The following is a 23,514-nucleotide window of genomic DNA, read 5'->3' on the forward strand; positions in this document are numbered from 1 at the left end:
CTAATCTTAAGTAATTTAAATTGGATTTTCACTATCCAAGTAAGTATTTATTATGCTCTCTTTATCCGATAAACTCAAACTTTTTGGAAAATAGTATTTATGAGATTTTCTGTCGGTTTTTTTTCTTCAAATTGGGATAATAAAATTTTTGTCGAATCTTTATATGTCAGCAGAAATCCCCTAATTTCTTTATGTAAATTTTTCAACAATATTTTTTTGAGAAAGTATATAATTTACTTGATAAGAATAATCATTAAGAATAGTCTTGAATTTTGAATGCGAAATATTCTTGTAAATAGCTAGTTTATTTATTAACTCCCAAAAATTATTTGTGTAGTTATATCCTAATTCTCCTAATGCTTTTTCGACGTTTTGATCAGTGATCTTCAGCAACCTTTCTTTTAATATTATCCAATTTCTTTCTATTATCTCTAAATAGTTTTCTTTGTCAGATGTGCTCCATTTTGATAATAAAAGTTCATTATCAAAGTATAACTTTATATTGTAGAATTCAAATAGATCATTAAATGTGAAATTTTGTCTAGAGTTGAAATTGTTTAATAATTTCTCAGCTTTAATCAGATTAGGAATTGTAGTCGCATCGTCTTTCGAATAAAAAACTATTCTATTTATATCTCTTTTTGTACTCATATTATTTTATTAATAACTCTTTAAAAAATCTTAACCCCTAGAAGACATAATTGTTATAAAGAGTTTAATTAGTTGAAGAAATAATACCCTATTGACACTGTTCAAAATATGTGTTTATTTCAATTTTCAGGAGTGATTAATCGTTTATAATATAGTATGTTCTCTAAAAGTTCAATGCCAGAATAAGGCGTACCATTAAAAATATTTTGGTGCGTTACGGCCATCCACCAGATTTAGCCAAACTACAGTCCGATAAAGCTTTAGCTCAAAGTGAGAACTTGGCGGCGTCTTTTTGCTGGGAAGTGAATTTGGGGTGTGAAGCTTTAGGACTAGAAAAGTTATGAATAAAAACGTAGTTTTTACCTCAGTTCATTATTAGCAACTGGATTTTAAGAAAATCAGCTTCTTTCCTCAATGCTTTCAACCTTAAACACAACATCTTTTTTAACTAATTCGTTAACATTTAATGTTGGAAGTAAAAAACTATTAAATGGCGTGTTCTCTGTTTTGCTATGTAAAACACCTCGTGTAGTTCCAATAGTCAACATTACTAGATGACCAATAAACCCTTTAGGCACTACTAATTCAGCTTTAGATTCGTTATAGAAACTATCCCAAGCTTCCGGTGTTATGTTGAAGTGGCAACCAACCTCTATAACTAAAAAAGGTGATTTTTCTTGAATTAGATTGGCTGAAAACATTACAGAGATTATCCTGTTATCTAAATTCATCCCAAATCGTAATCCAGCCTTTAAATCTACTAAATCACCTTCTTTATAAGAAGATTCAATAATAGCAAACTGTTCTGTAGTTATTTTTTTTAAAGCAAAACCGATCTTATTTTTTTCCTCAGACATTATGCAACTAATTTAAGACAGTTATCAGGCTCGTTTTCATAAGAAAATGAACTAAACAATTCCTCATAATTTAAAAAACTAGATTCAACGCTTACTAATTCATCAGATTTAATGTACTTTCTATATTGCTCAACTTGAACTTGGATTGTTGTTTGAAATTCAGGCACTTCAATTAAAGTAATATTTAAGATCTGTTCAATTTTAACAATGGTTTCTAATTGAAGGTTTTCAGTTCCTTTCAAGAGTTTATTAACATATTGTGGTGAGCAATTCATTGCTTCCGCTAGTTCTTTTTGAGTTTTTGGAAAAACATTAGCAGCTTTGTTTGCTTTAATAGCAGACATTATTTTTACAGCAATAGCAAAAGAAATATCAAGCCAAGCCTTATTTTCTTTGCGATATTTAGCTCTTTCAATCCAAGTATTATCTTGTTTTGAAGATTCTTTAAGTCTGTTTTTTATGTTGTTAATACTCATTGGTATTTTTTAGGTTTTTTAATTTAATTCCACAAATTCTAAATTCTCGTCATCTTCATCCTGTAGGTAATCCCGTGTGATTTGTAATTTGCTTAATTGAGTTAATCATTTAAGTTCTGTATCTTGCGCCCAATAAATATAATGATTATGGATGTGTTTAAGGGTCAAAATATACTGAACTTTGTAAAAGAATTGCCGGATGATGATTCCTGCAAGGCTTATTTGGCTAAAATAAAATGGCAGGATGGTTTTAAATGTATGAAATGTGGACACACCAAAGGATGTGCAAAAGCGGGATACACCTATCAATGTTATAACTGTCAGCATGTGGAGAGCTCCACGGCAAATACATTGTTCCACAAAGTTAAGTTCGGGCTCCATAAGGCATTCTGCATCGTGTTCGAGATGGCCACCAGCACGAAGAGCGTGTCAAGTGTCCAGATGGGGAAGCGCTTCGATGTCCGACAGGGAACTGCCTGGTATTTTATGCAGAAGGTGAGGATAGCCATGCAGAGCAGCCAGCAATATCCATTGTCGGAAATTGTCCATGTGGATGAATTCACGGTTGGTGGAAAAGAAGAGGGCAAACAGGGCCGGAGCTATGACTCCAAGAAGAAAAAGGCAGTGATAGCGGTGGAGCTAGACAAAAAGCACAAAATCAAAAGGGTCTACGTAAGATCGATCGAGGATTATTCAGCGAGATCCCTGACGCCAATCTTCGAAGAGCATATCAGTACGACCGCCAAAGTGGTAACAGATAAATGGCGAGGGTATGCACCGTTGATGAAAGACTATAATATTGAACAGAAATACAGTGCAGGCGGCAAGAACTTCAAGGAAATGCATATTGTTATAATGCAGCTGAAATCTTGGTTGAGGGCAATTCCAACACATGTAAGCAAATGGCATGTACAGAGATATTTCGATGAGTTCTGTTTTAGGATAAACAGGTCACAGTTCAAAGAAACCATTTTTCACAAAACCATTGAAAGAATGGTCGCCAAAAAACCGATATATCAACAAGTAATAAAACAGCACGTAAGTGTGTAACTCAATTAAAATAAAACACAACTTTTTGAAAATATTGATGATAATTACAATTTAGCTAATAACAAGTGAGAATTGTATTTTCAGACTAATTCTCATTCAATTTTCTAAGATAGTAAGACGGATAAATCCCAGTTTCATGATAAAAGGCCTTTGAGAAAGATTGAGTGGTTCCAAAACCGATTCCTTCTCCAATGGCTTTTATTGTAAATGCTCTTAATTTTGAATCTGACTTCAACTTCTCTACGATATAGAGAATTCTTAATTTATTGACATATTGACTAAAGTTGCTTCCGGTATGGATATTTATGAATTTTGACAAATAAGTTGAGTTGGTATCAAGTCTTTTGGCCAATTCAACCAAAGTAACAGGTTGGAGAAACTGATTTTGGGACTCAAATTTTTCTAAATCCATTGCAATATTATTATAAATATCTAGCGGAATCATATCTGAAACCCGGCGATTCTTGAGTTTCTGAGAATTTATGTCGTTATCATTTTCAATCAGAATTTTAAATTTCTCCAAATATTTCCTCTGTCTAATCCTATACCAAACAACCATTGAAATCAGGACTACAGTTGCTGTCCCAAGTAGTAAATTGATAATTTTTGCAAATTTATTTTTATCCCGTAATGCGTTTATTACTGTTTCTTTCTTTTGAATTAATAAAGGACGGTTATATTTTTTTTCAATCTGTAATTGCAAGTCCTTGGAACGATATAATGTACTGTCCAATTTTAACAATTTATTTATGTAAAGCAGTTGGCTCTGCAAATCAAGATTTTTTTCATAATAATCTATCTTAAACTCGTAAATAGATCTTAACTCTGGAAATGTATAGTTCAATTGTCCAGCTATCGAATCACTAATCCTAAAAAATTGATGGGCATCACTTTCTGACTGGTTATGAATAGCTATTTTACCCTTATAATAATTAGCCATTGCCTGGGAGTAATCGTCCAAATAAGGTATGGCCGTATCAATATTTATCAAGGCTTGATTTTCATTTCCCAATAAATATTCAATTACTCCTAGGTTATACATAAATTCAAAATAGACGATACTATCTTTCTTGACTAAGCTCTCATTCAGACCTTTTACAGAATATAATTTTGCGGAATCAAGTTGTTTTAAACGCATGTAGGTCAATGAAGTATTGTAAAGTATATTTAAGTAATTTGAATAATTGGCTGAGCTTTTGCTTTTGACCAGGTTCAATGAATCAATTTCCTTTAAATAAATTTTTAGTGCTCCCCTATGGTCGCCCGCCCTATTTTTCAATAGTGCTATCATTCTTTTATATCCTGCAGACTGAGATGTGTTGCCTCTTTTTTTTGCAATCGAGTCGCCAATGAGATAGCTATCCAACGCTTCTTGGTACTGACTTAATTCATAGCACCAATATCCTTTTAGGAAATAACCGGCTGCTGGATAAGAAAAATCATTACTGTTTTTAGTAAACAATATAATACTATCAGCATATCGCTTTGCTTTCAAAGGCCCATCCATTAAAACTGAATGTAAATAATAACCTCTTCCGATATTAATTGTATCATTATCCTCTTTTGCTCTCTGCAAGTAAATTTTGGCTATAAATCTTTTTGTGTACAATGAATCAGTAGGTAGTTCATTGAACAATTGACGAAGACCATCAAAACTATTGGTCTGCGATATTTCATTAGGTTTATTTTGTGCTATAATACTGTTGAAAGCTAAGGCAATTAAAAAAAAGATAAATCCATCTCTCCAACAGAAGATTTTAAGATCATATATATTCTTAAGCTCAAACATCTTACAAATTATATTTAATGTTCAAATAATATGTTGAAATTTATAAATTTCAGCAAACAATTCATAAATCTCACCTACAACGTGTTGCAAAAGATAAATTAAGATTAAATCTTTGTTATTAATCTTTGGTTGGTCATCAGACAACATTGACACAATAAATGCCAAATTAATTGTTACTCTCTAATTTACTGAATTGTCAATTTAATTCAGCTATTAGCAATATGATTTGTCAAAATCGTATTTATTTTACCCATTGTGGAATATTTTCAAAACAAAGACTTGGAAATTATGGATTCGACCTCACTATGCGAAAATTTTGAAAGGGAATTTGCTACTATCAAAATAACTTCTTCTAATATTATCGAGAAGTCCACCGTGGTCATTGAATTGTGCCATGGTTTCCTGAAAGATTTGAGAGCTTTATTATTAAGGGAAGGGTTTGAAAATACGTTAGATGAAATTAATTTCTTTAAAAATGTCAAACCCAAGGCAATAACACCTTTGATTTATTTTTCAGAGATTCGCTCATTTGAAATACAATTTCCCAAAGCAAATATCGATTGTCAAAAAAAATACCTCAGACATAAAATCAATAAACTAAACCGATTCTTCAACCGTAATTTGGAGTTTGAACACTATGTAAATGGTAGATATTCACATTTTGACACGCAATATTACACTAGGGATAGTTTGGAAACGAATCATCTGATTTGCAGTGATTTTTATTTCCAGGAAAAAGATTTTTCGACTTCCAGAGATATGCTCTTAAGCAAAATCAAAGCGTATACCCAATTGGCCACTTATCTGGATGGTCGTTTACACAATTTAAAATTCCAGTCTGTTGCTACTGAGATTCCTTTACTCAAAATGGACAAATTGATCTGGCCTTTTACAAACACCGACTGGGTCGAACTTGTCTATGCGCTTTCTTATGCTGGAGTTGCAAAGCAAAACAGGCTAAGTATTACTGACATATCCAAAAATATGCAGGAAGTTTTCGATTTTACACCCAAGGATATTTACAAAACCTATCAGGATATTAAAAATCGAAAGAACAGCAGAACCATGTTTCTTGATGAGCTCAGTATATGCTTGTTATCAGAGATGGGCAAGAGTGAAGAGTAGGTATATTATCTCAATTTTCTCAACGTAAAAAGACCGTACTACGGTCTACCTACGCTCATCCCATTTTACGCTAATTTCCATTTTATTTCTATTCATTTGATGTCATAATCTGAAAAAACAGACATCAATTTGACGCAAAACACATCAAATTTCAAAATGTTAAATTTTAACCGTACTACGGTCGAGATGGGGAATAAAATCCAATAATACCTTTCAAATTTGTAGAACGAAAGTCAAATCAAGTCAGGGGCTATCAAAATGATTGACAGCAATGCGATAGTCCCTTTCTACAAAACCATGTTATTATGCCGACAAGTATTATTACCACCGACGATCTTCGAGATTTCAAAATGGAACTGCTCGATGACATTAAAAACCTCTTAACAAAACAATCCAAGGGGAAATTGAAAAGATATCTCAAATCCACTGAGGTAATGGACCTCCTTCAAGTGAGTCCAGGCACGCTACAAAATCTTCGCATCAATGGCACCCTACCCTATACCAAAGTTGGCGGAATCATTTACTACGATGCTGAGGAAATCCAAGAGATCTTGACCAATAACCGTGTTCAGCACTCTCTAAAATCCTAGGTCATGAACTACATCAAGCTACTCAATGCTGCATTTGAAAAGTTCTTTTGTGATGCCCGCTTAAACCCCAACCACATCAGTCTGTATATGGCCCTTTTTCTGGATTGGAATAGCAGCCGGTTTGCGGATGAGTTCACGGTGAGCCGAAAAGATTTGATGACAGCCTCTAAAATTGGCTCAAAATCAACTTACCACAGATGCATGAAAGATCTGGACTGTTGGGAATATTTGTCCTATGCCCCTTCAAAAAGCCCTTACAAGGGAAGCAAAATTAAGATGTTTATTTTCGGGACGGATGAAGAAACTGTTGTGGAACAATACAGTCCCATATTGAAACAGGTTGCGGAACAGTACAATCCCAAAATTGAACCTTCTATAGGACACTACAGTCCCACAATTGAAAGGTACAGTCCCACAACGGAAAGATACAGTCCCAAAAACGATACCTCCTTGGGACACTACAGTCCCACTAATGAACCAACAATGGGACACTACAGTCCCACCACAGGACTTAAAATGGGATCTAATATAAACAATACCAAACAAGAAAACATTATAAAACAACCAAAGGGCTGGCAGGCAGTTATTAATTTTTTTTTAGTAAAAAAGTTTTACTGCTGATGAAGGAAAAAAATTCTTCGAGTATTATGAATCTAGACATTGGAAAACGAGCGACGGAAAATCCATTCGAGATTGGCGTGCCTTGGCTGCAAATTGGATGGACAGATCGGAGCTGTATTCCCAAGAAAACAAACCAAACGTAAATCAACTGTCCCAAATCACGGACAACTTGCGTACCACTAAATCTAAAAATTATGGAAAACCCCTCTAAAATTATCGAAGATGACATTGAATATTCGCTTGGCGACTTTGATGGCAACAGAGTTCTCTATGACTTTGACAAAATTCTGATTTATTTGAATGCCAAGGGCAAGCTCCTCTTTGGAGACCAATTCAGAATATATGATGAAGACAAAGATATCATTCATAAACTTTGCTATTATTTTATCAAAGACCAAAAAAATTGTCAAAAGCATGATATAGATCCAAGGAAGGGCATTCTTCTTTCGGGACCGGTAGGATGTGGAAAAACTACTTTAATGACATTAGTGCGTTATATTATTCCAACCCAACGACCCTACGAGATCATACCTTGCAGAAACATTGTCTTCAGCTTTAACCATCTTGGTTTTAAAACGGTCGAAGATTACGGAAATACAAAATCATTCTGTTTCGATGATCTTGGGATTGAGCCTATGGGAAGATTCTACGGCAAGGATCTCAATGTGATGGGTGAAGTTCTGCTTTCCCGATATGAGCTTTTCATACAGTCAAAACAACGGATTAAAACCCACGCGACTACAAATCTTGATGCTGACGAATTGGAACAATACTATGGCCATCGTGTTCGCAGCAGAATGCGAAAATTATTTAATATCATTGATTTTGATGAGTCTGCCGGCGACAAGAGAAAGTGATTCACCTTCGGAAAGATCTGAGCAAATCAATCAACTCAGAAAAAAGTTGTGCTGTGATTTCCTTCAAATTCCTAGTTAATTCTAAAAATATTTCTTTCATCGCTTTAGTCTTTTTTTAGGGTTTTTAAAATTGTTTCCGCAGTTAATTGGATATTTTGAAGGTTTGAAAAATAGCCACTCTCATCCCAATTACTCAAAAAACCTAATTCCACAAGCACCGAAAGACAAGAGCCAACCGTTTCTCGTAACACCTGAAAATTTGAGAACTTTACTCCCCGACTCTCAAAACCCAATTGCTTTTTGAATTGCGCTTGAAATTGATAGGCCAACCAGGTGGAATGATCGGAATTCTGTGAAGTCCTGTTGGCTACATAAACCTCAATCCCTCTTGCGTTTGGATTGTTTGAATGATTACAGTGCAAGGAAATAAAGACATCCGTTTTCAAAGCTTTGGCCAGCTGCGTTCTGTGTGGTAAGGAAATAAATGTATCGCTATATCTTGTCAAATAGATATCAAGTGGCATTTCTGAATTTTCGTTTAGCTTCAAAATTTCAAGAGCGATATCTAGTACAACATCTTTTTCTTGAATCCCATTTATTCCGATCGCACCCGAATCTTTTCCACCGTGTCCAACATCAATTACAATTCGTTTTTGGGTTGTCGTTTCTTGTCCAAAAATGAAGCACATTTTTAGAAGCAAAAAGACAAAACTGACGTTTTTGAGTGCTTTTTTCATTTCCAATTTTCTGGTTGTCAATAACTCTGCTCCAAAATCTCATAGAATTTGATGCCAAATAACAGCAACTGAATTCAAACTAAATCAAACATTATTTTTTTCACAAATATTTGATTTTCAATGTTTTATAAACAAATATATGTAAATTTCCAATAACGAAAATGAATCAAAAATCTAAACTTTTCCGTTATGAAAAAATCACTTTATTTAGCAACGTTTGTGTCACTGTTATCCACTTCGCTATTTGCTCAAATCGGGGGCATCGAAGATTCGGTCAGTGACGTTTCTGATACTATCAGAACTATTTTCCCAATCATTTTGGGCGTCATCTTCCTTGTAGGTTTCCTTTTTAACGCCGGGCACTTCTTTGGAGAAAACGCAGATATGAAAAAAGGAATCACAAGGGTTCTCATATTCGTTCTGATTGCCGGTGCAGTCGTGGGAATCTTCACTTATCTCATAGGAATCGTGGTCTAACCCTCTAAGAGGGATTTAAATACCAAGCTGTATGAAGAAATTCGAGGTCTATAAAAACATCAGAAAACGGGCAGTTATTTTTGGACTGCCCATTTCCCTGTTTGCGCTAATGATGGTTGCCATACTTGGTTCGTTATTGGTCATCATCTTCTCATTTAGCTTCGCGCTGATTATAAGCATCTTAATTTTTAATGCAGCCCTTTACATTGGCTTGATTCGGATTACGAACAATCCACAACTATTTCAGTTGGCCAAGGCCTTCCCTAGCATCATCAGTAACAAAAGAAATTCAGGCTTTGATTATGGACAAGATTAACCTTTCAGCATATCAACCCATTGCGGATATTCAGGACAACCTCGTGTTTGCCAATAATGGTAACATAGTCCTATGTTATGAGGGAGATCTACCAGAAATCTATTCCCTTTCTGAAAAAGACTTTGAGGACATGCACGGCGCTTGGTTCCAGGCTTTGAAATCCCTTCCCGTTGGCACTGTGGTCCACAAACAGGATGTCTACCTAAAAAAATCTTATTCGTCTGAAAAACTTCCGAACAGCACTTTTTTGGAAAAGGCTACGCACGAGCATTTTAAAGGTCGTGAACATATTGAGCACAACTGTTATCTCTTCTTCATCTTGACCAAAAATAAAGCCCTCAATAATGAAAAATATGTCAATCCCTTTCGGAAAATTGAAAAAGGCATAGTACAGGAACTGGATGATACCATTAAAAGGTTTGCCAACACCGTAAGCGATTCTGTTTCTTTCATTAACAATAGCCGAAAAATGACATTCCTTCCACTTAGGCCAGAAGAGATTATACGACTTACAAGTGCCTATTTTAATGGCTTTAATGAGGGTTTTGATACCGATATTTTATTGGATAAGAAAAGCGTCACTATTGGCGAAAACCATTTTGATGCCCTGGCCATCAATAGCGAACTGTGCTTTGGCGAAAGTGTACAGAGTAGCAAAACCAATGAGAGATTCACTTCTGACGATTTTGTGTTTCATCAAGGGTTTATTGATGGTTTAGGGCTTACGCTTAATGAGAATCGCATCGTTAACCAAATCCTATATTTGGATGACAAGCAAAAATGGCGCAAGCTGCTCGATAAAAAAATTGAGGAACTGAACAAAAGTTCCAATTTTGGATCACAGAACAAGCTGGTTCTTGGAAAAATACAGCACATCCTTGACCAAATCAATGCAGATGACAGCTCACGTATCATCCGTGGTCATCTCAATATTGTCTATTGGTCAAAAGATCCCAAAGAGCTGGATAGAATAACCTCGAAGATCAAAACAGAGTTCAAAGAGTTGGACATCATTCCATACTATCCCCAAGGCGAAGAACGCAAGAATTATATATTGAACAGTTACTGCTGCTTCTCTTCCAACTTTTCAAATAACGATTTATACGTTACCGATTTGAAACATGCCCTGTGTTTGTTCATCAACAACACCAATTACAAATCGGATGCAACAGGAATCATCTTTAACGACCGTGAATATAATATTCCTATTCTAAAAGATGTTTGGGACGAAGACAAAGAACGCATTAAAGCACGAAACTTTGCCATCTTTGCTCCTACAGGTGAAGGCAAGTCCTTTCTGGCCAATAATATTCTTCGTCAATATTTTGAAAGTGGCGTGCGTCTGGTAATAATCGACCTCGGCGGCTCCTACACCAAATTTGCAAAACTTTATCCTGAACAGTATACCGTACTACGCTATGAGAGCGGAAAGAACTTGGGTATCAATCCATTTTATATAAGCAACATATCTGACTTAGCTCCTGAACGTCTTGAAGATTTATCAATATTTCTTTTTGAATTGTTTGCTTCAGACCTTAAAGTGACCAAGGCACAATCGGTTTCCGTCAAAAAGATCCTGCGTCACTATTATGATAGCACTTCAGTGAACTATTCTTTGGAAGGCTTCTATAATTTTATAGAAAGGAACCAAGAAGATCTTTTGGACACCCTTAAAATCCATCCCGACTATTTTAACGTCACGAGCTTCTTGCATGTCATGTCTGAATACGTTGGAGATGGTCTATATAGTTTTCTTTTTGAGGTAAGTGAAGACCAGACTTATAAAATCGAGGACAAAAGACTGATTGTTTTTGAACTGGATGAAGTCAAGGACAACAAGGAAATCTTGTCTGTAATGTTGAAGCTGATAAAGTCAGCGATCCAAAGAACCATATGGAAAAACCGTGCCGAGAAAGGCATCATCCTTTTTGACGAGTTTGCCAAACAACTGAAGTTTGAAAACGTACTGGAAAGTGTAGAGTTCTACTATCAAGCAATCCGTAAACAAAACGGTGCCATTGGCATTATTCTGCAATCCATCAATCAGCTTCCGAATAATTCCACTTCTGCAAGCATACTTGAAAATACGCAGGTCATTTATAGCCTCAACAATGAAAAGGGCTATGATGAACTGGTTAAAAGACTAAACCTCTCAACCCACGATTTGAACCAATTAAAGTCTATTAAAAACAATCTTTCCGGTCCACGGAAGTATACCGAAATGTTTATCAAAATTGGAAAGGAAAGCAACATTTTCAGGCTGGAAGTTCCGAAGGAAGTTTATGCCGCCTATCTAACCGATGGTCAAGAAAATGCAGAAATAATGAAGCTCTACGAGAAACATCACGATATGAAAAAAGCAATCATCGAATTCACTTCTAAATCCTAATACTATGAAAAACGTAATGAAAATTCAAAACCAGTTTAACGAGATGAAGTCCGTGAGTATAATAAAAATATTAATCCTAGTAATGGCACTTCTGTTTAGCTTGGCTGGTGAAGCCCAGGGAATGCCTACCTATGACAACACCAATTTTATCAGCTTGGTAAAACAACTGATAGAATCTGGAAAGCAGACCGCAAACATTATCAAGACCGTTCAGTTCTTAAAAACCCAAAAGGAGAACATTGAAAAGGTCAACGATGTGGTCAAGCAATTAAAAGCTGTTCGTGAAATTGGAAGGAACAACCAACGTCTGATTAATGTGGTGCAAAATGACCTGAGGGACATTTTAGACAGTCCTTACATTAAACCTGATGAAGTATCAAGGGTGTCACAATCATTCACTGCGATCGTTGAAAACTCGTTGGATACGCTGGATTTTATAGATGAGATTCTGTCGAGCGACTATTTAAAAATGACCGATGCGGAGCGTGCAGCTATTCTAAAAGAGAAAGAACTGGAATCTAGGGAAATGGTGTCCAATATTACAACTAGAATAAAGCGTTACAAGGATATCATTTCATTTAGAAAAATGCAGGACAAAATCAATAACCGCGAAACCGAATATTAAAGATGACCGCAACTTTCATTTTAGGAATAGGATTGGAATATATCGATACGGTTTTCCAAACGATAAAGAACAGTAGTTTCTCGCAATACACCATTGCAGGAATGAAGACGCTTGCTGTTTTATTTTTTCTGGTCAATATTCTCAAAAAATATAATGAAGGTGTTGCCGATAAAGATGGCTACACATGGGGATTAACTCCGAGTGAACTTGCTAAAAACTTTGCAATAGTCCTATTGGTAATATTCTCAACGCAAGTATTAGGATTCTTTGATGGCATCCTGGTCGCAATTGAAGGGCAATATCGTGCCACCGCTCCTGCTCTACTTCCATTGCAAATGCAAGACCTCCCTATAGAAGAAGATGTCAATTTCATAGAAGCCGCACAAGCCGCTATGACACTTCTATATGAAGCCTTAATAACGCCATTATATGGCTTCAAGATATTGGCTTTTATAATAAGCTTTTTTCTTTGGATTTTGGATTTATTTATTTACCCGCTGTTTCTAGCAGAACGTTATTTTCTATTGGGCATTATGCAAGCATTTTTCCCATTGGTAATAAGCTTGGCGGTATTTGAAAAGTTCCGATCACTTGCATACTCGTTTTTCAAGTTATACGCTGCGGTTTATATGCTCGTGCCAGCCTTCTTTCTGGTCAACATATTTATCAATGCAATCTATACCGAAATAAATACAAATTTCTGGATAAACCTTTTTGGAACAGATGTAGGTCAAGGCTTTTTTGCTCCTGTTGTACAGCTTGGATCTGTTGGCTTCATTGTATTTCTGAAATTCAAATTATACAGACGCGCCACGTCCTTCACCCTCAGATTATTTACTAGCTAATTTAAGAAATAATGAAAACACCATATAAGAATATTTATAACGTCTTGAAATTGAATAGATTTATCGTTTTGGCAGTTGTTATCTGTGCCTTACTATCCAGCACCTTGTCAATCTGGATGGCATTTAGCACGAATAGAAAAGCACTGAATAGTGCGTTTGCAATCAATACCGATGGCAGTATCATTCCGCTGAAGCTTGTTACCCAAAAAGAAAATTTCAGGGTTGAAGCTTTATCACATTTAGAGCTTTTCCACAGTTACTTCTATAACATAGATGCTAGCAACTATGAAAGTAATTTAAAAAAAGCACTTTGGCTAGGTAATAGTTCCGTTGACAACCTGTACCGCCAGAAAAAGGCTAATGGAGTTTATAATCGATTATTGCAGTATTCCTTGGTCCAAAAAGTACTTAGCATCGATTCCAAATTAAGCGAAAATAATGGTTCATATAGTTTTACTACAACAACGGTTTTTGAAATCAACAGAGGGTCAATAGTCGACACCTATGAATTGATTTCTACCGGGAATCTTATTATGGTTGACCGAAACTTCCCAAACAATCCGCACGGATTATTGATTACCAATTACTTTGAAAACACTTTAAAAAAACTGAATAATGAAAGTTAAAAAAAATAAAATTGTCTTCGTAGCGGTATTGGCCGTGATTTTCATATTTCTGATTTCCTATTCTGTTATGTTAATGGGTGGTGATGAAAGTGATAGTAAAAACCTCGAGCAAACCTTGATACCCGATCTGGAAGAAAACCAAAAGGAGTACAACTCAAAATTGGATGCCATCAATGATTTGAAGGAAGTTCGCGAAACCAACGCTCCGAGTATTTATAATGAGAAACTGATCGACTCTTTAGGATTTTATGATCCGGATATTCCGAAACGTGAAAAAGAACGCATTGTAGATAGCATTTACGATTCAGGAAGAATCCAATATTCAGAAAAGCGGTATCAAAATATTGGAGAAAAAAGAGCCACTCGAAACAAGGTACAGCAAATTGATTCAGCTGAAATAAAGAGAGAGCAAAAAATTGAAGCCAAGGAACTTGGTTTGGAACATCAACTCTTTTTCGCTGCTTCACCAAGACCTAATGAGATTTCAATAATCGGTAATACAGACGAAACTATTTATGTGGTGGTCGATGGCGACCAAGTAGTACAGGCGAATACTAGATTGAGAATGCGACTAACCAAAGCTGCAACAATCAACAGTAAAATGATGCCAAAGAATACTCTTGTTTTTGGATTCATAAGATTTCAGCCTAATCGTGCTTTGATTGAAATTGAAAATATCAATCATCATCCCACAAAGCTTAAAGCATTCGATTTGCAAGATGGCAGTGAAGGAATTTATGTTGAAAACAATTTTCGCGCTGAGGCAACCAACGAGGTTCTGAGTGATATTATTGATGATATCAACATCCCAACTGTCCCGCAAGTTGGCGGGATAACTAAGGTTCTTAAACGTAGAAATCGCAAAATAAAAGTGACCATATTGAACAACTACAAACTAATTCTAAAACCAAAGCTATGAGAACATTTATTTTAATATCAGCTATACTAATTTGCAGTTTTGCATCTCGACCTTGCACTGCACAAGCTACAGCGCAAACAACTAAAAATATGGACACTATCTATGCCAATGACACCAAAAACGTCGCCCTCTTTTTCCCTGAACCCATTCGACAAGGAATAACAGGTTCAGATAATTTTGTGTTTACTTACAACCGTGAAAAAGAACAGTATTTCGGACTGCTACAAGCAAAGCCGGGAAAAGAAAGTAATCTTCTGGTAGTCAATAGAAATGGTTCGATTTTTTCGTATATTGTAAGGTATAAAAAACAGCTTTCAAAGCTTAATTATTTCATTCCAACATCCAGTAGTATTGGGAATGAAAAACCAAAAGTGAAGGATTCAATTCAGACTGAAACTCCTGAGAAAAGTGTTGATTATGGAGAATATTACTATGAGAAATTCTGTACTTATCTCCTTGACAGAAAACAACACGTCGGGCGGATTAAGAAACAGAAAGAAAACATCATTTTAAGTGTTGAAAATGTTGTTTTTGATAAGTCAGCTCTCTACTTCGTTATCCAAATCGAGAATAATTCTACTTTAGATTATGATTTGAATTTCTTGAAGCTCTCGGTTGAAACAAGACAAAAAGGAAAAAGGAAATCGTTACAGCGGCTGAATCAAGAACCTCTTTTTAAGTATAATTTGCCTAATAAAATTGTAGAAAATGAAATGGTACGATTCGTTTATGTTATGCCCAAGTTTTCATTATCCAATGACCGCAGGGCAATTTTGGAACTGAACGAAAAAGATGGCGAACGTAATATTGAATTGAAAATATCACATAGATATATTAATAATCCAAACTGATACTGTTATGAAAAGAATATTCATTTTTTCAGTCATACTTCTATTTATTTCCTGTTCTCAGAATAAGAACCTTTCACCTGCTGATACCGCAAGAATGGTTCTAAAAAGCTTCTACGAAAAGGATAATAGCACTATGAAAAAGTACACTACTACCGATGGTTATAGCGGGCTTTTGATGATTCAAGATATGGTACCGGAAAATAACAAAGAAGTCACCGTAGAAATCTTAGATGAAAACGTCGATGGCGATACAGCCTGGGTTAAATACAATACTTCCTATGACGAGAAGCCTGGTGTTTTTAAATTGATTAAAGAAAATGCCCAATGGAAGGTTTCTAGTAAAGGACCTAGAGAAAGAGGACCTTTTTAAGAGCGGACTTCTATTTCAAGCTTTGTCAATTATTTTGTAGGTTAATTTGCCAATATTCTAGTGTACAGCCGTGGCGTATTAAAAACCCTTTATTCTCAATAGCCGTAGTTCGTTTTATAAAGCAATTGTAGGACTGAATGAATTGCAATGCAACGGAAATGAATGAAAAATTTCTCTTGCTGCGCGTTGCTGGAAGTGGGTGATTGTAGTGAGTGAGACACGAGCGAACGAAAAGAACCTACTGGAGGCAAATAGCTGCGCGATGGAGAATATAATTAAAATTCGTTAGATTTATTCGAAAATACATTATTTTAAACACTAAAATTAAAATGGCATCGGATTTATAAAGATTGTTTCAGAAGATTCTTTCCATTGTATGGAAATTCTGGTGTATTTATGGACGCTATCATAAAAATTTATTGTGTACAAATCTTTATCCTCCAGCCATTCCTTTTGTTCGATTTTGGGACGAAGTGGACCAACAGAACTATTCTGGGCGCAATTAACCAACATTTTTAAATAACGGTAACACCGCATTTTGTTTGGAAACTCTGTAATAACATTTTGTAATAATAGGAAAGGAATGAAATCTTTTGGCTTGTATTCTATACAAGATCCTATTAATGCTTCCTTAATCTCGATTGCGGTATAATTACGGGGTTTCTTCACTGGGAAATGAATGTTAATTTTATCTTTAAATTTTAAATGTTTTTAATTTAATTAATTTCAAACCCTCCACCTGATATAAAATATTTTGACTATGCTTGGCGTTGCCATCTGGAACTGTTAGAATCTGTTTATTAACTTTATTTATTTCTTGAATTTTTAAATAAGCCCACTCTTTCTGATGTTCAAATTTTTCAGTTTGGGGATTGAATAAATAATAGGCATCATAACACGATTTACTGCAATCGATTGGGATTGAAAAATCTATATATCCGTCCATATTGTAATCGTAAAAGGTAATGTTAATCTCGCCAATTGCTATGCCATCCTCAATGTTCTTTATGGTTTGAAGTAGCTTATTATTTTTAAGAACCTTTAGCTCTGAAATCCCGCCGTAATATCCTAAATTATCTGAATAACTTAGCTTATTGTCCCAAGTAGCTTGGAATGAAAATTCGTTTACACTTAATGTTTCCGATTTTGAGAAGGATAGGGTAGTAATTGGTTCCTTATCCATTAAAAGCCAAGACTCACTTTTCTGTGAAAATAGGAGAGTGAACGTAAAAAGTGCGATTATTAGGAATACTTGTTTTATCATTGGTTAGGAGTTATGGAATAGGAAACCAGTTTAATTCTTTTTCTATGAGTTGGCGGTATTTCGTGTTTATTTGAATCGGGGCTTTTCGGATGTATTCTTCTGCTATTCTTTTTGTAGAATCATCTAAGTTTTTCAGATATTCTACTCGTTTGTCTTTATGAATTGTAATGTTATTTTTTGTTGTCCATTTTTCACCGAGATCTGTCCATATTACCGCATCTATATCGACTTTATCATTAAGCCAAAGTTGAATTGCCTTTGCACCTTCTGTATTTCTAGTTTTTAATAATTTAGTCACTTTTGAATATGAACCAATAGGTGTTTTTTGATTTCCTTCTCTCAACTTCAAGTTTAAAACTGCGTCTTCTAGGTCAGTTAGAGTTGATATACTATATAGGGTCTTCACTTTAGTCCCTTCTGAAGTAATAACAATAGTAAGATGTTGATCACTGGATATACGTGCAAATTCTAAAGGTAAAATAGGTCCATCTTTTTGCCAACCTATTTCTTTATTGTACTGAAGTGTTTTAGGGTTCCAGACTAAGGAGCCCCAGCCTAAGATTGCGATTTTCATAATAAATTTATTGGGTACATAAGTGGTTAAATTTTGCCTTAAAGTTTTCTCTTAAATCTTTTGTTGAAATCTTCTTATCAAATTCTGCCCCTTCAATTATAGCTTTTTTATGGTATGAAATAACCTTTTTTAAATCCTTCTGGAACTGGTCGCGGTAGATTATTTTTTCGCCATTTTCACACGCATAAGATGAAATTTTTGAAAAATCTTTCCGTATAACCCAACCGTTCTTAGTCTGGGTTTCGTGGAGCAATCCGCATCTTACATCTTTGAAGAAATCCTTTCCGCAAATAAGCTTCTCTTTAAAAGGCCTTCGCTTAGAAAAAAATAGAAATAAAAATAATCGACATTATTCAAGTAATTATTTTGAGAATTGCGAACGACGTTTTTTTTATGATGCCACTTGTACTTAATCAATCCATTTTTAGTTTCATTGCTATAAACCCAACCATTAATAAAGCTTTCAATAGTCTCAATAAGTGAGCATTGGAGGTTGACTACAGCAAAACCTTCCCCTTCATACTTTTCCATATCCAGAATTGACTGTATAGGTTCTAAATATCTTGTTCGGATGCGTTCTTCAAAAAAATGGAAGGCATTGCCCCAATTTTCGTTTTCTTCGGGTTTTAAAGTACAAGCTAACTCTTTCCAGTCTTTATCCGTTAATGTTCCTGCTACTATCATTGTTTGATTTTTTTTATAATTTGCTCTATTAAAGCATCAGCCAAATATGGTGTAAAGCAGTTCCAAATTTCTTCACTAGCCTCCCATTTAGAAGCATATTTGTGTATTAAAGGAATGCTATGATGGAGACCTTTATTATTACTTAGATTTCTAAAACTGTTTTTCCAAATTAAACTATGTTCGTATTTGGAAAGCATTTCTTCTGTCCAATTAATTGCTGGATTACCACTTAGTGTTTCCCAATCCCATTTATCTATATATTTGTCAATTAGCTTTATGGACCAAGGAAGTTCTGTGTTGTAAGATAAATTTTCCCAACAGAAATAATTTGAATATTTATTAATAAAGTTTTCACTCCAAGGCAAAAAATCCCTAGTACTTAATATTGTCCAGTTAAACTTATCCTTAAATTCTTCAATAAACTCCTCTGACCACGGCAGATTGGGATTATCACTTAGGCCGCCAGAAAATCCATATTCATCACCTTCCCAATCGAATTTATCGGCATTATCTCTAATAAAGTCAATAGGTAGTTTTAAGTACGTTTTATGAGATAAAGAATAAAAAGATAACCTATCTTTCCATCTATAAACCATTTCAAGCGACCAGCTAATAGCGCTATTACTTGATAAAACTTCCCAGTTCCATCTTTCATAAAAATGTTCAATGAGTTCTTCAGACCACGGTAATGATTTGATGCTGCTAAGATTTCTCCAGTTAAGTTGTTCTTTAAATTTATCAATAAGATTAAGTGACCAAGGTATAGCTTCATTAAAGCATAAACCGTTAAAATATTGTTTTTCAAAATTGTGCTCAACTCCATTTGACCATTTCCATTTAGTTTTGAAAGTGTCAATTAACTCTTCAGACCAAGGCAAAGATGTATTTGAACTTAAAAAACCCCACGCCCATTTTTCTTCAAATTCTTGAATTATCTCTATAGACCACGGGATGCCTTTATTACAGCTTAGATCAACCCAGTCCCATTCATCAACAAATTCACTAATTAATTCTATGCTCCAAGGAAGGTGTGGATTTTTGCTTAGAGTTTTATCTAATTGTGATTTAGGACTTGACTTCCATATTAACAGGTCCTTATAACGCTTTATAAAGGTTGTTGACCAATCAACATCTTTATAGCTGCTAATTACATCCCAATTCACATAACCTCTATTTATTTCAATATAGTCAGTATCAATCTTTATTTCTTTTGATGGTGGTTTTGTTTTAATCTGATAAGTTTTTGTAGGCTCCAAAAAAGGATATTTTTGAAATAGCTCCCTACTATTAGGATACCATCTCCATAATAGATCAATAATCAATTGAGGATTCTCTCTTGCGATGTCTATAATTAGTTTTTTATAGTAGACTTCAAGATTTTCTGAATTATGCTCAAAATCCAACACATTTTGGCTAACCAATATATCCCAAATTGCCAACGGTCGCCTTAAATATAACCCTTGTAAACTTTTTACCCGGCTTAGGGCCACATAAGCCTGACCGCTGGCAAAGGTGCCGTTGTGGAAATCAATAATGAGTTTTTCAAAGGTGAGTCCCTGACTTTTATGGATGGTTATTGCCCAAGCTAATTTTAAGGGAAACTGTGTAAAAATCCCTTCTATTTTTTGTTCTATTTTACCCTTATGGCGGTCATAAGTATAGCTTAGGTTTTCCCAACTAACCTGTTGGACTGTCTCAATTCTATTGTTTTCCAGTTCAATTTTTATTTCATCATCTTTTAGGCTGTGTATTTTAGCAATAGTACCATTGTACCATCGTTTTTCTGAATCATTCCTAACACATACTACTTGGGCACCCACCTTTAATTCTAAAGTTTTGTCAGTGGGAAATTTACTTTCTTCAAATGAATTGATAATTTGTGCTTCGTAAAAAAAACTTTGTGCAGAAAGTTTATTTAGTTTATTTCTATTGTGAAGATTTGCAGCATCGTTTCTTGTAGTTAGTGTTATTACAAATTCTTCATTAATTAAATTCTGGTTTGCCTCAACTTGCTTATTAAAATCATCAATCTCTTCAGGAGTAATGGAAGCATCGCGAACTTTTTGTAAAAATTGGGTAAACTCTCTATCCTTTTGCCTGAATATTTTAGATAGTTCCACCACTGGAAGTTCTATTTCATTAAAAATATGCGCACTGAAAAAATATGGAGAATCATAGAGTTCGGCCATAATTTCCTTTTCTTTCTTTCCGGCAACTACTGGTTCGAGTTGAAATATGTCCCCAATGAATATCACTTGTTTTCCACCAAAAGGGATGGAAGGATTGTTTGTGTTTTTCCGCAAGGAAAAATCGATAGCATCAATCACGTCTGCACGCACCATTGAAACTTCATCAATGATAAGTGTATCCATTTTATTTAGCAATTCGCTTTTGACAGAATCTTTAGAATAAATAGTTATGTCAGCATCGCGGTGGAGCATTGGTCTAAAGGGAAAACCGAATAAAGAATGAATTGTTACGCCATTGGCGTTTATTGCGGCTATTCCTGTAGGTGCAACAACCACAAATTCTTTTTTACAAGTTTTTACAATATGTTTCAAAAAGGAAGATTTCCCCGTTCCTGCTTTACCAGTTAAGAAAAAAGATTGGTTTGTATTTTCTATTAGATGGAGTGCTTGGTTAAAATCTGTTGTGGTGAATTTCATATTTTATATTTTACAAAAATCATAGTTTCCTTTTTGTTTCATTCTTAATGTTGTTTTGAAAGCGGGATACTGTTTGTTATTTTATCCAATCCGATTTTTCACCAATTCCCGTAATAATGAGTGTTTGAATTGCTCTTGAAAACACTACGTAGTAAAGTGATTTTTCTTGTTTCAAATATGCTCTTTTTTGAATATCCGAATAAGTGTCAAAATCTGGATGCTTAAACGGCACAAGGTCTTTACTAAAGCCTCTTACCAATAAATGCTTAAACTCGTGTCCTTTCAAATTATGAAACGTTGACACTACCACAGCTTCGCTTGGTCTTTTACTTGCTTTAATATCTGTATACTTCTGTTGAAATTCGTTTAGAAGAGTTTTGGTATCATCAACGAGTTTATTGGTTCTACCGGCAATGCAAATATCACTAGGACTTACATTGTCGTTTATTAATAGCTTTTGAATTTCTCCAATGATATAGGCATCTTCTTCTTCTGGATTAGAAAATGTTTGATATAAAGGGTCTGCACCGTGCATTAAACTTACGTAGCCTGCATTTGTCTCAGCTTCTCCATCAAAATCATCATATACTTCATCAAAGAGAACACTTACAGCTTTCTTTTTTATTTCTTCTGTCGTACGATAATTGACTTTTAACTTCCTAGACCGTCTTCCTCTTATGTGTATTCCCGATTTAGAAAAGTTAATTCTCCTACCATAAATGTTTTGAAATGGATCACCTACTAAAAATAAATCGTTTGCTTTTTCTATCACCAATAACCTTAAGAGGGTCAGTTCAAGATTAGAAAAATCTTGAATTTCATCACAGATAATATAGGAATATGGTTTATCCACTTCTTCTCTGTAATGAGCTATAAGTAAATTACAGAGTTCAAATTTAGTGTAATTGGCTTCTTTGGCTTTTTTAAACTCCTCACATAATTCCCATATCTGAGTTTTATCTTGACGACCTATTCTAACAGAACGACCTATTCTAGATGTTTTATAATATTCACTTAATGTACCAACTGAATTCGATAAAATAACATCGTTATATTCTTCTTGCAAAAATCTTTCATCAAATGTAGATGGGTTATATTCAATAATCTCTTTCCATAGTTCCAATTCTTGGGAACTATTTATCATTCCCGATGAAGATTCAATTACGTTAGAACTTTTGGCAACATCCAATATCAATTTATCAATGTTATTAATTACGATTTCGCTTTCTGGAATGTTGAATTTTTCAGTTACTGAACTTAAGTACTGCGTTAAACTTTTTGTGTAAGTTGTAAATAATATTGGCTTATCAAAAGTCTCCAATTTTTGACTTAAAAACTTAGCTCTGTGCAATGCGCATACGGTTTTACCTGTTCCTGCACTTCCAGTGACCTTTAATGGCCCTTTAAATTCTCCATAAGCTATTGATCGTTGAGATGGGTGAAGAAAGAGTTTCCATTTTTCGAAATCTCCTGAAAGTATATTTTCTAAATCACTATCATCAGTAAGCACATAAACATTCTTCTGAGCATTAGGACTTAGCTCTTCCGTATCTTGAACTTTACCAGCTTCTATCTCTTGTAATATATCTTCAATTGAAATACCTTCAGATAAATAATAGAGGTATTCATATACATCTGTTGGAATGTTTGAAGCATAGCTTTCTAAGTGTTCAACACGTTCAATACTTCTTACGAGTTGTAATAAGTCACTAGGTACTCCAATTTGAGTTAGCTCAGAATCTGTATAGGTTTCAAATAATACTGGTGTGCTTTCAGTCTTATCTTTCGTAACTACTTTACGTTCTTCCGCAGCAGGCTTATCATACATTTGAAAAGACTGAGTACTTGAATTCCATTCAAATACTTTGTTTTGAGCCCAGTCCATTGCTTCGTCGTGATTATCTACCCATAGTAAATGATAACCGTTTCCCTCTTCTGGCGCTTGAATGATAGCACGATATTTCTGGTCAATCCTTACAGTTCTCAAAGACTGATCTCTAAACGTGCTTATCTTTTCATAATTGATTGCACTAGACTTAGGGTCTTCTTTGAATTTTTTCATAAACTCCCTAGTCTTCTTTTGAATTTTTCTAGGAAGTACCGAAAAAGCATCGAAAAAAGAATCGTGTATAAATAGTTTTATTGCGTGATTCAT

At 34.8% G+C, this 23,514-nt stretch carries 23 protein-coding genes and 1 pseudogene; 14 read left to right on the top strand and 10 right to left on the bottom strand.

Features of this window, described 5'->3' with window-relative positions; all coding sequences use genetic code 11:
* Positions 1-189: 189 nt before the first annotated feature.
* From A9996_RS13790 to A9996_RS13800, 3 genes are all read right to left on the bottom strand, one after another.
* Complete coding sequence (locus A9996_RS13790) at positions 190-651, bottom strand: hypothetical protein (RefSeq protein ID WP_066436185.1); 462 nt, start codon at positions 649-651, stop codon at positions 190-192.
* A 398-nt stretch (positions 652-1,049) separates the two neighbouring features.
* The gene (locus A9996_RS13795; RefSeq protein ID WP_066436189.1) at positions 1,050-1,508 is read right to left on the bottom strand and encodes a hypothetical protein; all 459 of its coding nucleotides are present in this window, start codon (positions 1,506-1,508) and stop codon (positions 1,050-1,052) included.
* On the bottom strand, positions 1,508-1,984 hold the full coding sequence (locus A9996_RS13800; RefSeq protein ID WP_066436192.1) for a helix-turn-helix domain-containing protein: 477 nt from the start codon (positions 1,982-1,984) through the stop codon (positions 1,508-1,510). Before A9996_RS13800 ends, A9996_RS13795 begins: the two co-directional genes overlap by 1 nt.
* A 147-nt stretch (positions 1,985-2,131) precedes the next feature.
* Here A9996_RS13800 and A9996_RS13805 point away from each other — a divergent pair, with 147 nt between their 5' ends.
* The gene (locus tag A9996_RS13805) at positions 2,132-3,034 is read left to right on the top strand and encodes an IS1595-like element ISGal1 family transposase (protein ID WP_066430526.1); all 903 of its coding nucleotides are present in this window, start codon (positions 2,132-2,134) and stop codon (positions 3,032-3,034) included.
* Positions 3,035-3,119: 85 nt separating this feature from the next.
* Here the strand turns inward: A9996_RS13805 and A9996_RS13810 are convergent, their stop codons facing one another.
* Positions 3,120-4,823 carry a helix-turn-helix domain-containing protein gene (locus A9996_RS13810; protein WP_066436195.1) on the bottom strand — a complete coding sequence of 568 codons (1,704 nt, stop codon included), beginning with the start codon at positions 4,821-4,823 and terminating at the stop codon, positions 3,120-3,122.
* A 288-nt stretch (positions 4,824-5,111) separates the two neighbouring features.
* On the opposite strand from A9996_RS13810, the gene A9996_RS13815 reads away from it, so the two are divergent.
* The 4 genes and pseudogenes from A9996_RS13815 to A9996_RS13830 all read left to right on the top strand — a co-directional run bounded on the left by A9996_RS13815 (position 5,112) and on the right by A9996_RS13830 (position 8,016).
* Positions 5,112-5,948 carry an RteC domain-containing protein gene (locus A9996_RS13815; RefSeq protein WP_066436266.1) on the top strand — a complete coding sequence of 279 codons (837 nt, stop codon included), beginning with the start codon at positions 5,112-5,114 and terminating at the stop codon, positions 5,946-5,948.
* A gap of 305 nt (positions 5,949-6,253) precedes the next feature.
* Positions 6,254-6,538, top strand: a complete 285-nt coding sequence (locus A9996_RS13820) for a helix-turn-helix domain-containing protein (protein ID WP_066436197.1) — start codon at positions 6,254-6,256, stop codon at positions 6,536-6,538.
* Between the two features lie 3 nt (positions 6,539-6,541).
* A pseudogene (locus tag A9996_RS13825) lies at positions 6,542-7,370 on the top strand (hypothetical protein).
* Complete coding sequence (locus A9996_RS13830; RefSeq protein WP_066436199.1) at positions 7,354-8,016, top strand: P-loop NTPase family protein; 663 nt, start codon at positions 7,354-7,356, stop codon at positions 8,014-8,016. Before A9996_RS13825 ends, A9996_RS13830 begins: the two are co-directional and overlap by 17 nt.
* 104 nt (positions 8,017-8,120) lie before the next feature.
* On the opposite strand, the gene A9996_RS13835 is transcribed toward A9996_RS13830, so the two are convergent.
* Positions 8,121-8,753: an N-acetylmuramoyl-L-alanine amidase family protein gene (locus tag A9996_RS13835; protein ID WP_066436201.1), complete on the bottom strand. Its 633-nt coding sequence runs from the start codon at positions 8,751-8,753 to the stop codon at positions 8,121-8,123.
* 189 nt (positions 8,754-8,942) lie between these two features.
* Between A9996_RS13835 and A9996_RS13840 the strand changes: the two genes are divergently transcribed.
* From A9996_RS13840 to A9996_RS13880, 9 genes are read left to right on the top strand one after another with little or no spacing between them, the layout of a single operon-like run.
* Positions 8,943-9,230 (top strand): hypothetical protein, encoded by a 288-nt coding sequence (locus A9996_RS13840; RefSeq protein ID WP_066433187.1) that lies wholly within the window; start codon positions 8,943-8,945, stop codon positions 9,228-9,230.
* A gap of 31 nt (positions 9,231-9,261) precedes the next feature.
* The gene (locus tag A9996_RS13845; RefSeq protein ID WP_066436204.1) at positions 9,262-9,546 is read left to right on the top strand and encodes a hypothetical protein; all 285 of its coding nucleotides are present in this window, start codon (positions 9,262-9,264) and stop codon (positions 9,544-9,546) included.
* Positions 9,533-11,935: a TraG family conjugative transposon ATPase gene (locus A9996_RS13850; protein ID WP_066436207.1), complete on the top strand. Its 2,403-nt coding sequence runs from the start codon at positions 9,533-9,535 to the stop codon at positions 11,933-11,935. The genes A9996_RS13845 and A9996_RS13850 overlap by 14 nt, the downstream gene beginning before the upstream one ends.
* A gap of 43 nt (positions 11,936-11,978) precedes the next feature.
* The gene (locus tag A9996_RS13855) at positions 11,979-12,560 is read left to right on the top strand and encodes a conjugal transfer protein (protein WP_066436268.1); all 582 of its coding nucleotides are present in this window, start codon (positions 11,979-11,981) and stop codon (positions 12,558-12,560) included.
* A gap of 2 nt (positions 12,561-12,562) precedes the next feature.
* Entirely contained in the window at positions 12,563-13,405 is an 843-nt protein-coding gene (locus A9996_RS13860; RefSeq protein ID WP_066436209.1) for a hypothetical protein, read from the top strand.
* Positions 13,406-13,416: 11 nt separating this feature from the next.
* Positions 13,417-14,031 carry a conjugal transfer protein TraK gene (locus A9996_RS13865; protein WP_066436212.1) on the top strand — a complete coding sequence of 205 codons (615 nt, stop codon included), beginning with the start codon at positions 13,417-13,419 and terminating at the stop codon, positions 14,029-14,031.
* Positions 14,021-14,950, top strand: coding sequence for a conjugative transposon protein TraM (gene traM, locus A9996_RS13870; RefSeq protein WP_066436215.1), 930 nt, complete (start codon positions 14,021-14,023; stop codon positions 14,948-14,950). The genes A9996_RS13865 and traM overlap by 11 nt, the downstream gene beginning before the upstream one ends.
* Positions 14,947-15,801: a DUF4138 domain-containing protein gene (locus tag A9996_RS13875; RefSeq protein ID WP_066436218.1), complete on the top strand. Its 855-nt coding sequence runs from the start codon at positions 14,947-14,949 to the stop codon at positions 15,799-15,801. The genes traM and A9996_RS13875 overlap by 4 nt, the downstream gene beginning before the upstream one ends.
* A 7-nt stretch (positions 15,802-15,808) precedes the next feature.
* Positions 15,809-16,171: a nuclear transport factor 2 family protein gene (locus A9996_RS13880; RefSeq protein ID WP_066436221.1), complete on the top strand. Its 363-nt coding sequence runs from the start codon at positions 15,809-15,811 to the stop codon at positions 16,169-16,171.
* 694 nt (positions 16,172-16,865) lie between these two features.
* Here the strand turns inward: A9996_RS13880 and A9996_RS13890 are convergent.
* From A9996_RS13890 to A9996_RS13915, 5 genes are all read right to left on the bottom strand, one after another.
* A complete protein-coding gene (locus tag A9996_RS13890) occupies positions 16,866-17,435 on the bottom strand; it encodes an XAC2610-related protein (protein ID WP_146608980.1) in 570 nt (189 codons plus the stop codon).
* Positions 17,436-17,445: 10 nt separating this feature from the next.
* Positions 17,446-18,009, bottom strand: coding sequence for a hypothetical protein (locus A9996_RS13895; RefSeq protein ID WP_066436235.1), 564 nt, complete (start codon positions 18,007-18,009; stop codon positions 17,446-17,448).
* 261 nt (positions 18,010-18,270) lie between these two features.
* The gene (locus tag A9996_RS13905) at positions 18,271-18,693 is read right to left on the bottom strand and encodes a hypothetical protein (RefSeq protein ID WP_066436239.1); all 423 of its coding nucleotides are present in this window, start codon (positions 18,691-18,693) and stop codon (positions 18,271-18,273) included.
* The gene (locus A9996_RS13910) at positions 18,690-21,359 is read right to left on the bottom strand and encodes an ATP-dependent DNA helicase (RefSeq protein ID WP_066436242.1); all 2,670 of its coding nucleotides are present in this window, start codon (positions 21,357-21,359) and stop codon (positions 18,690-18,692) included. The genes A9996_RS13905 and A9996_RS13910 overlap by 4 nt, the downstream gene beginning before the upstream one ends.
* 76 nt (positions 21,360-21,435) lie before the next feature.
* Positions 21,436-23,514 (bottom strand): UvrD-helicase domain-containing protein, encoded by a 2,079-nt coding sequence (locus tag A9996_RS13915; RefSeq protein ID WP_083993965.1) that lies wholly within the window; start codon positions 23,512-23,514, stop codon positions 21,436-21,438.

It is taken from the genome of Gelidibacter algens (assembly GCF_001678675.1).
Classification (GTDB): domain Bacteria; phylum Bacteroidota; class Bacteroidia; order Flavobacteriales; family Flavobacteriaceae; genus Gelidibacter; species Gelidibacter algens.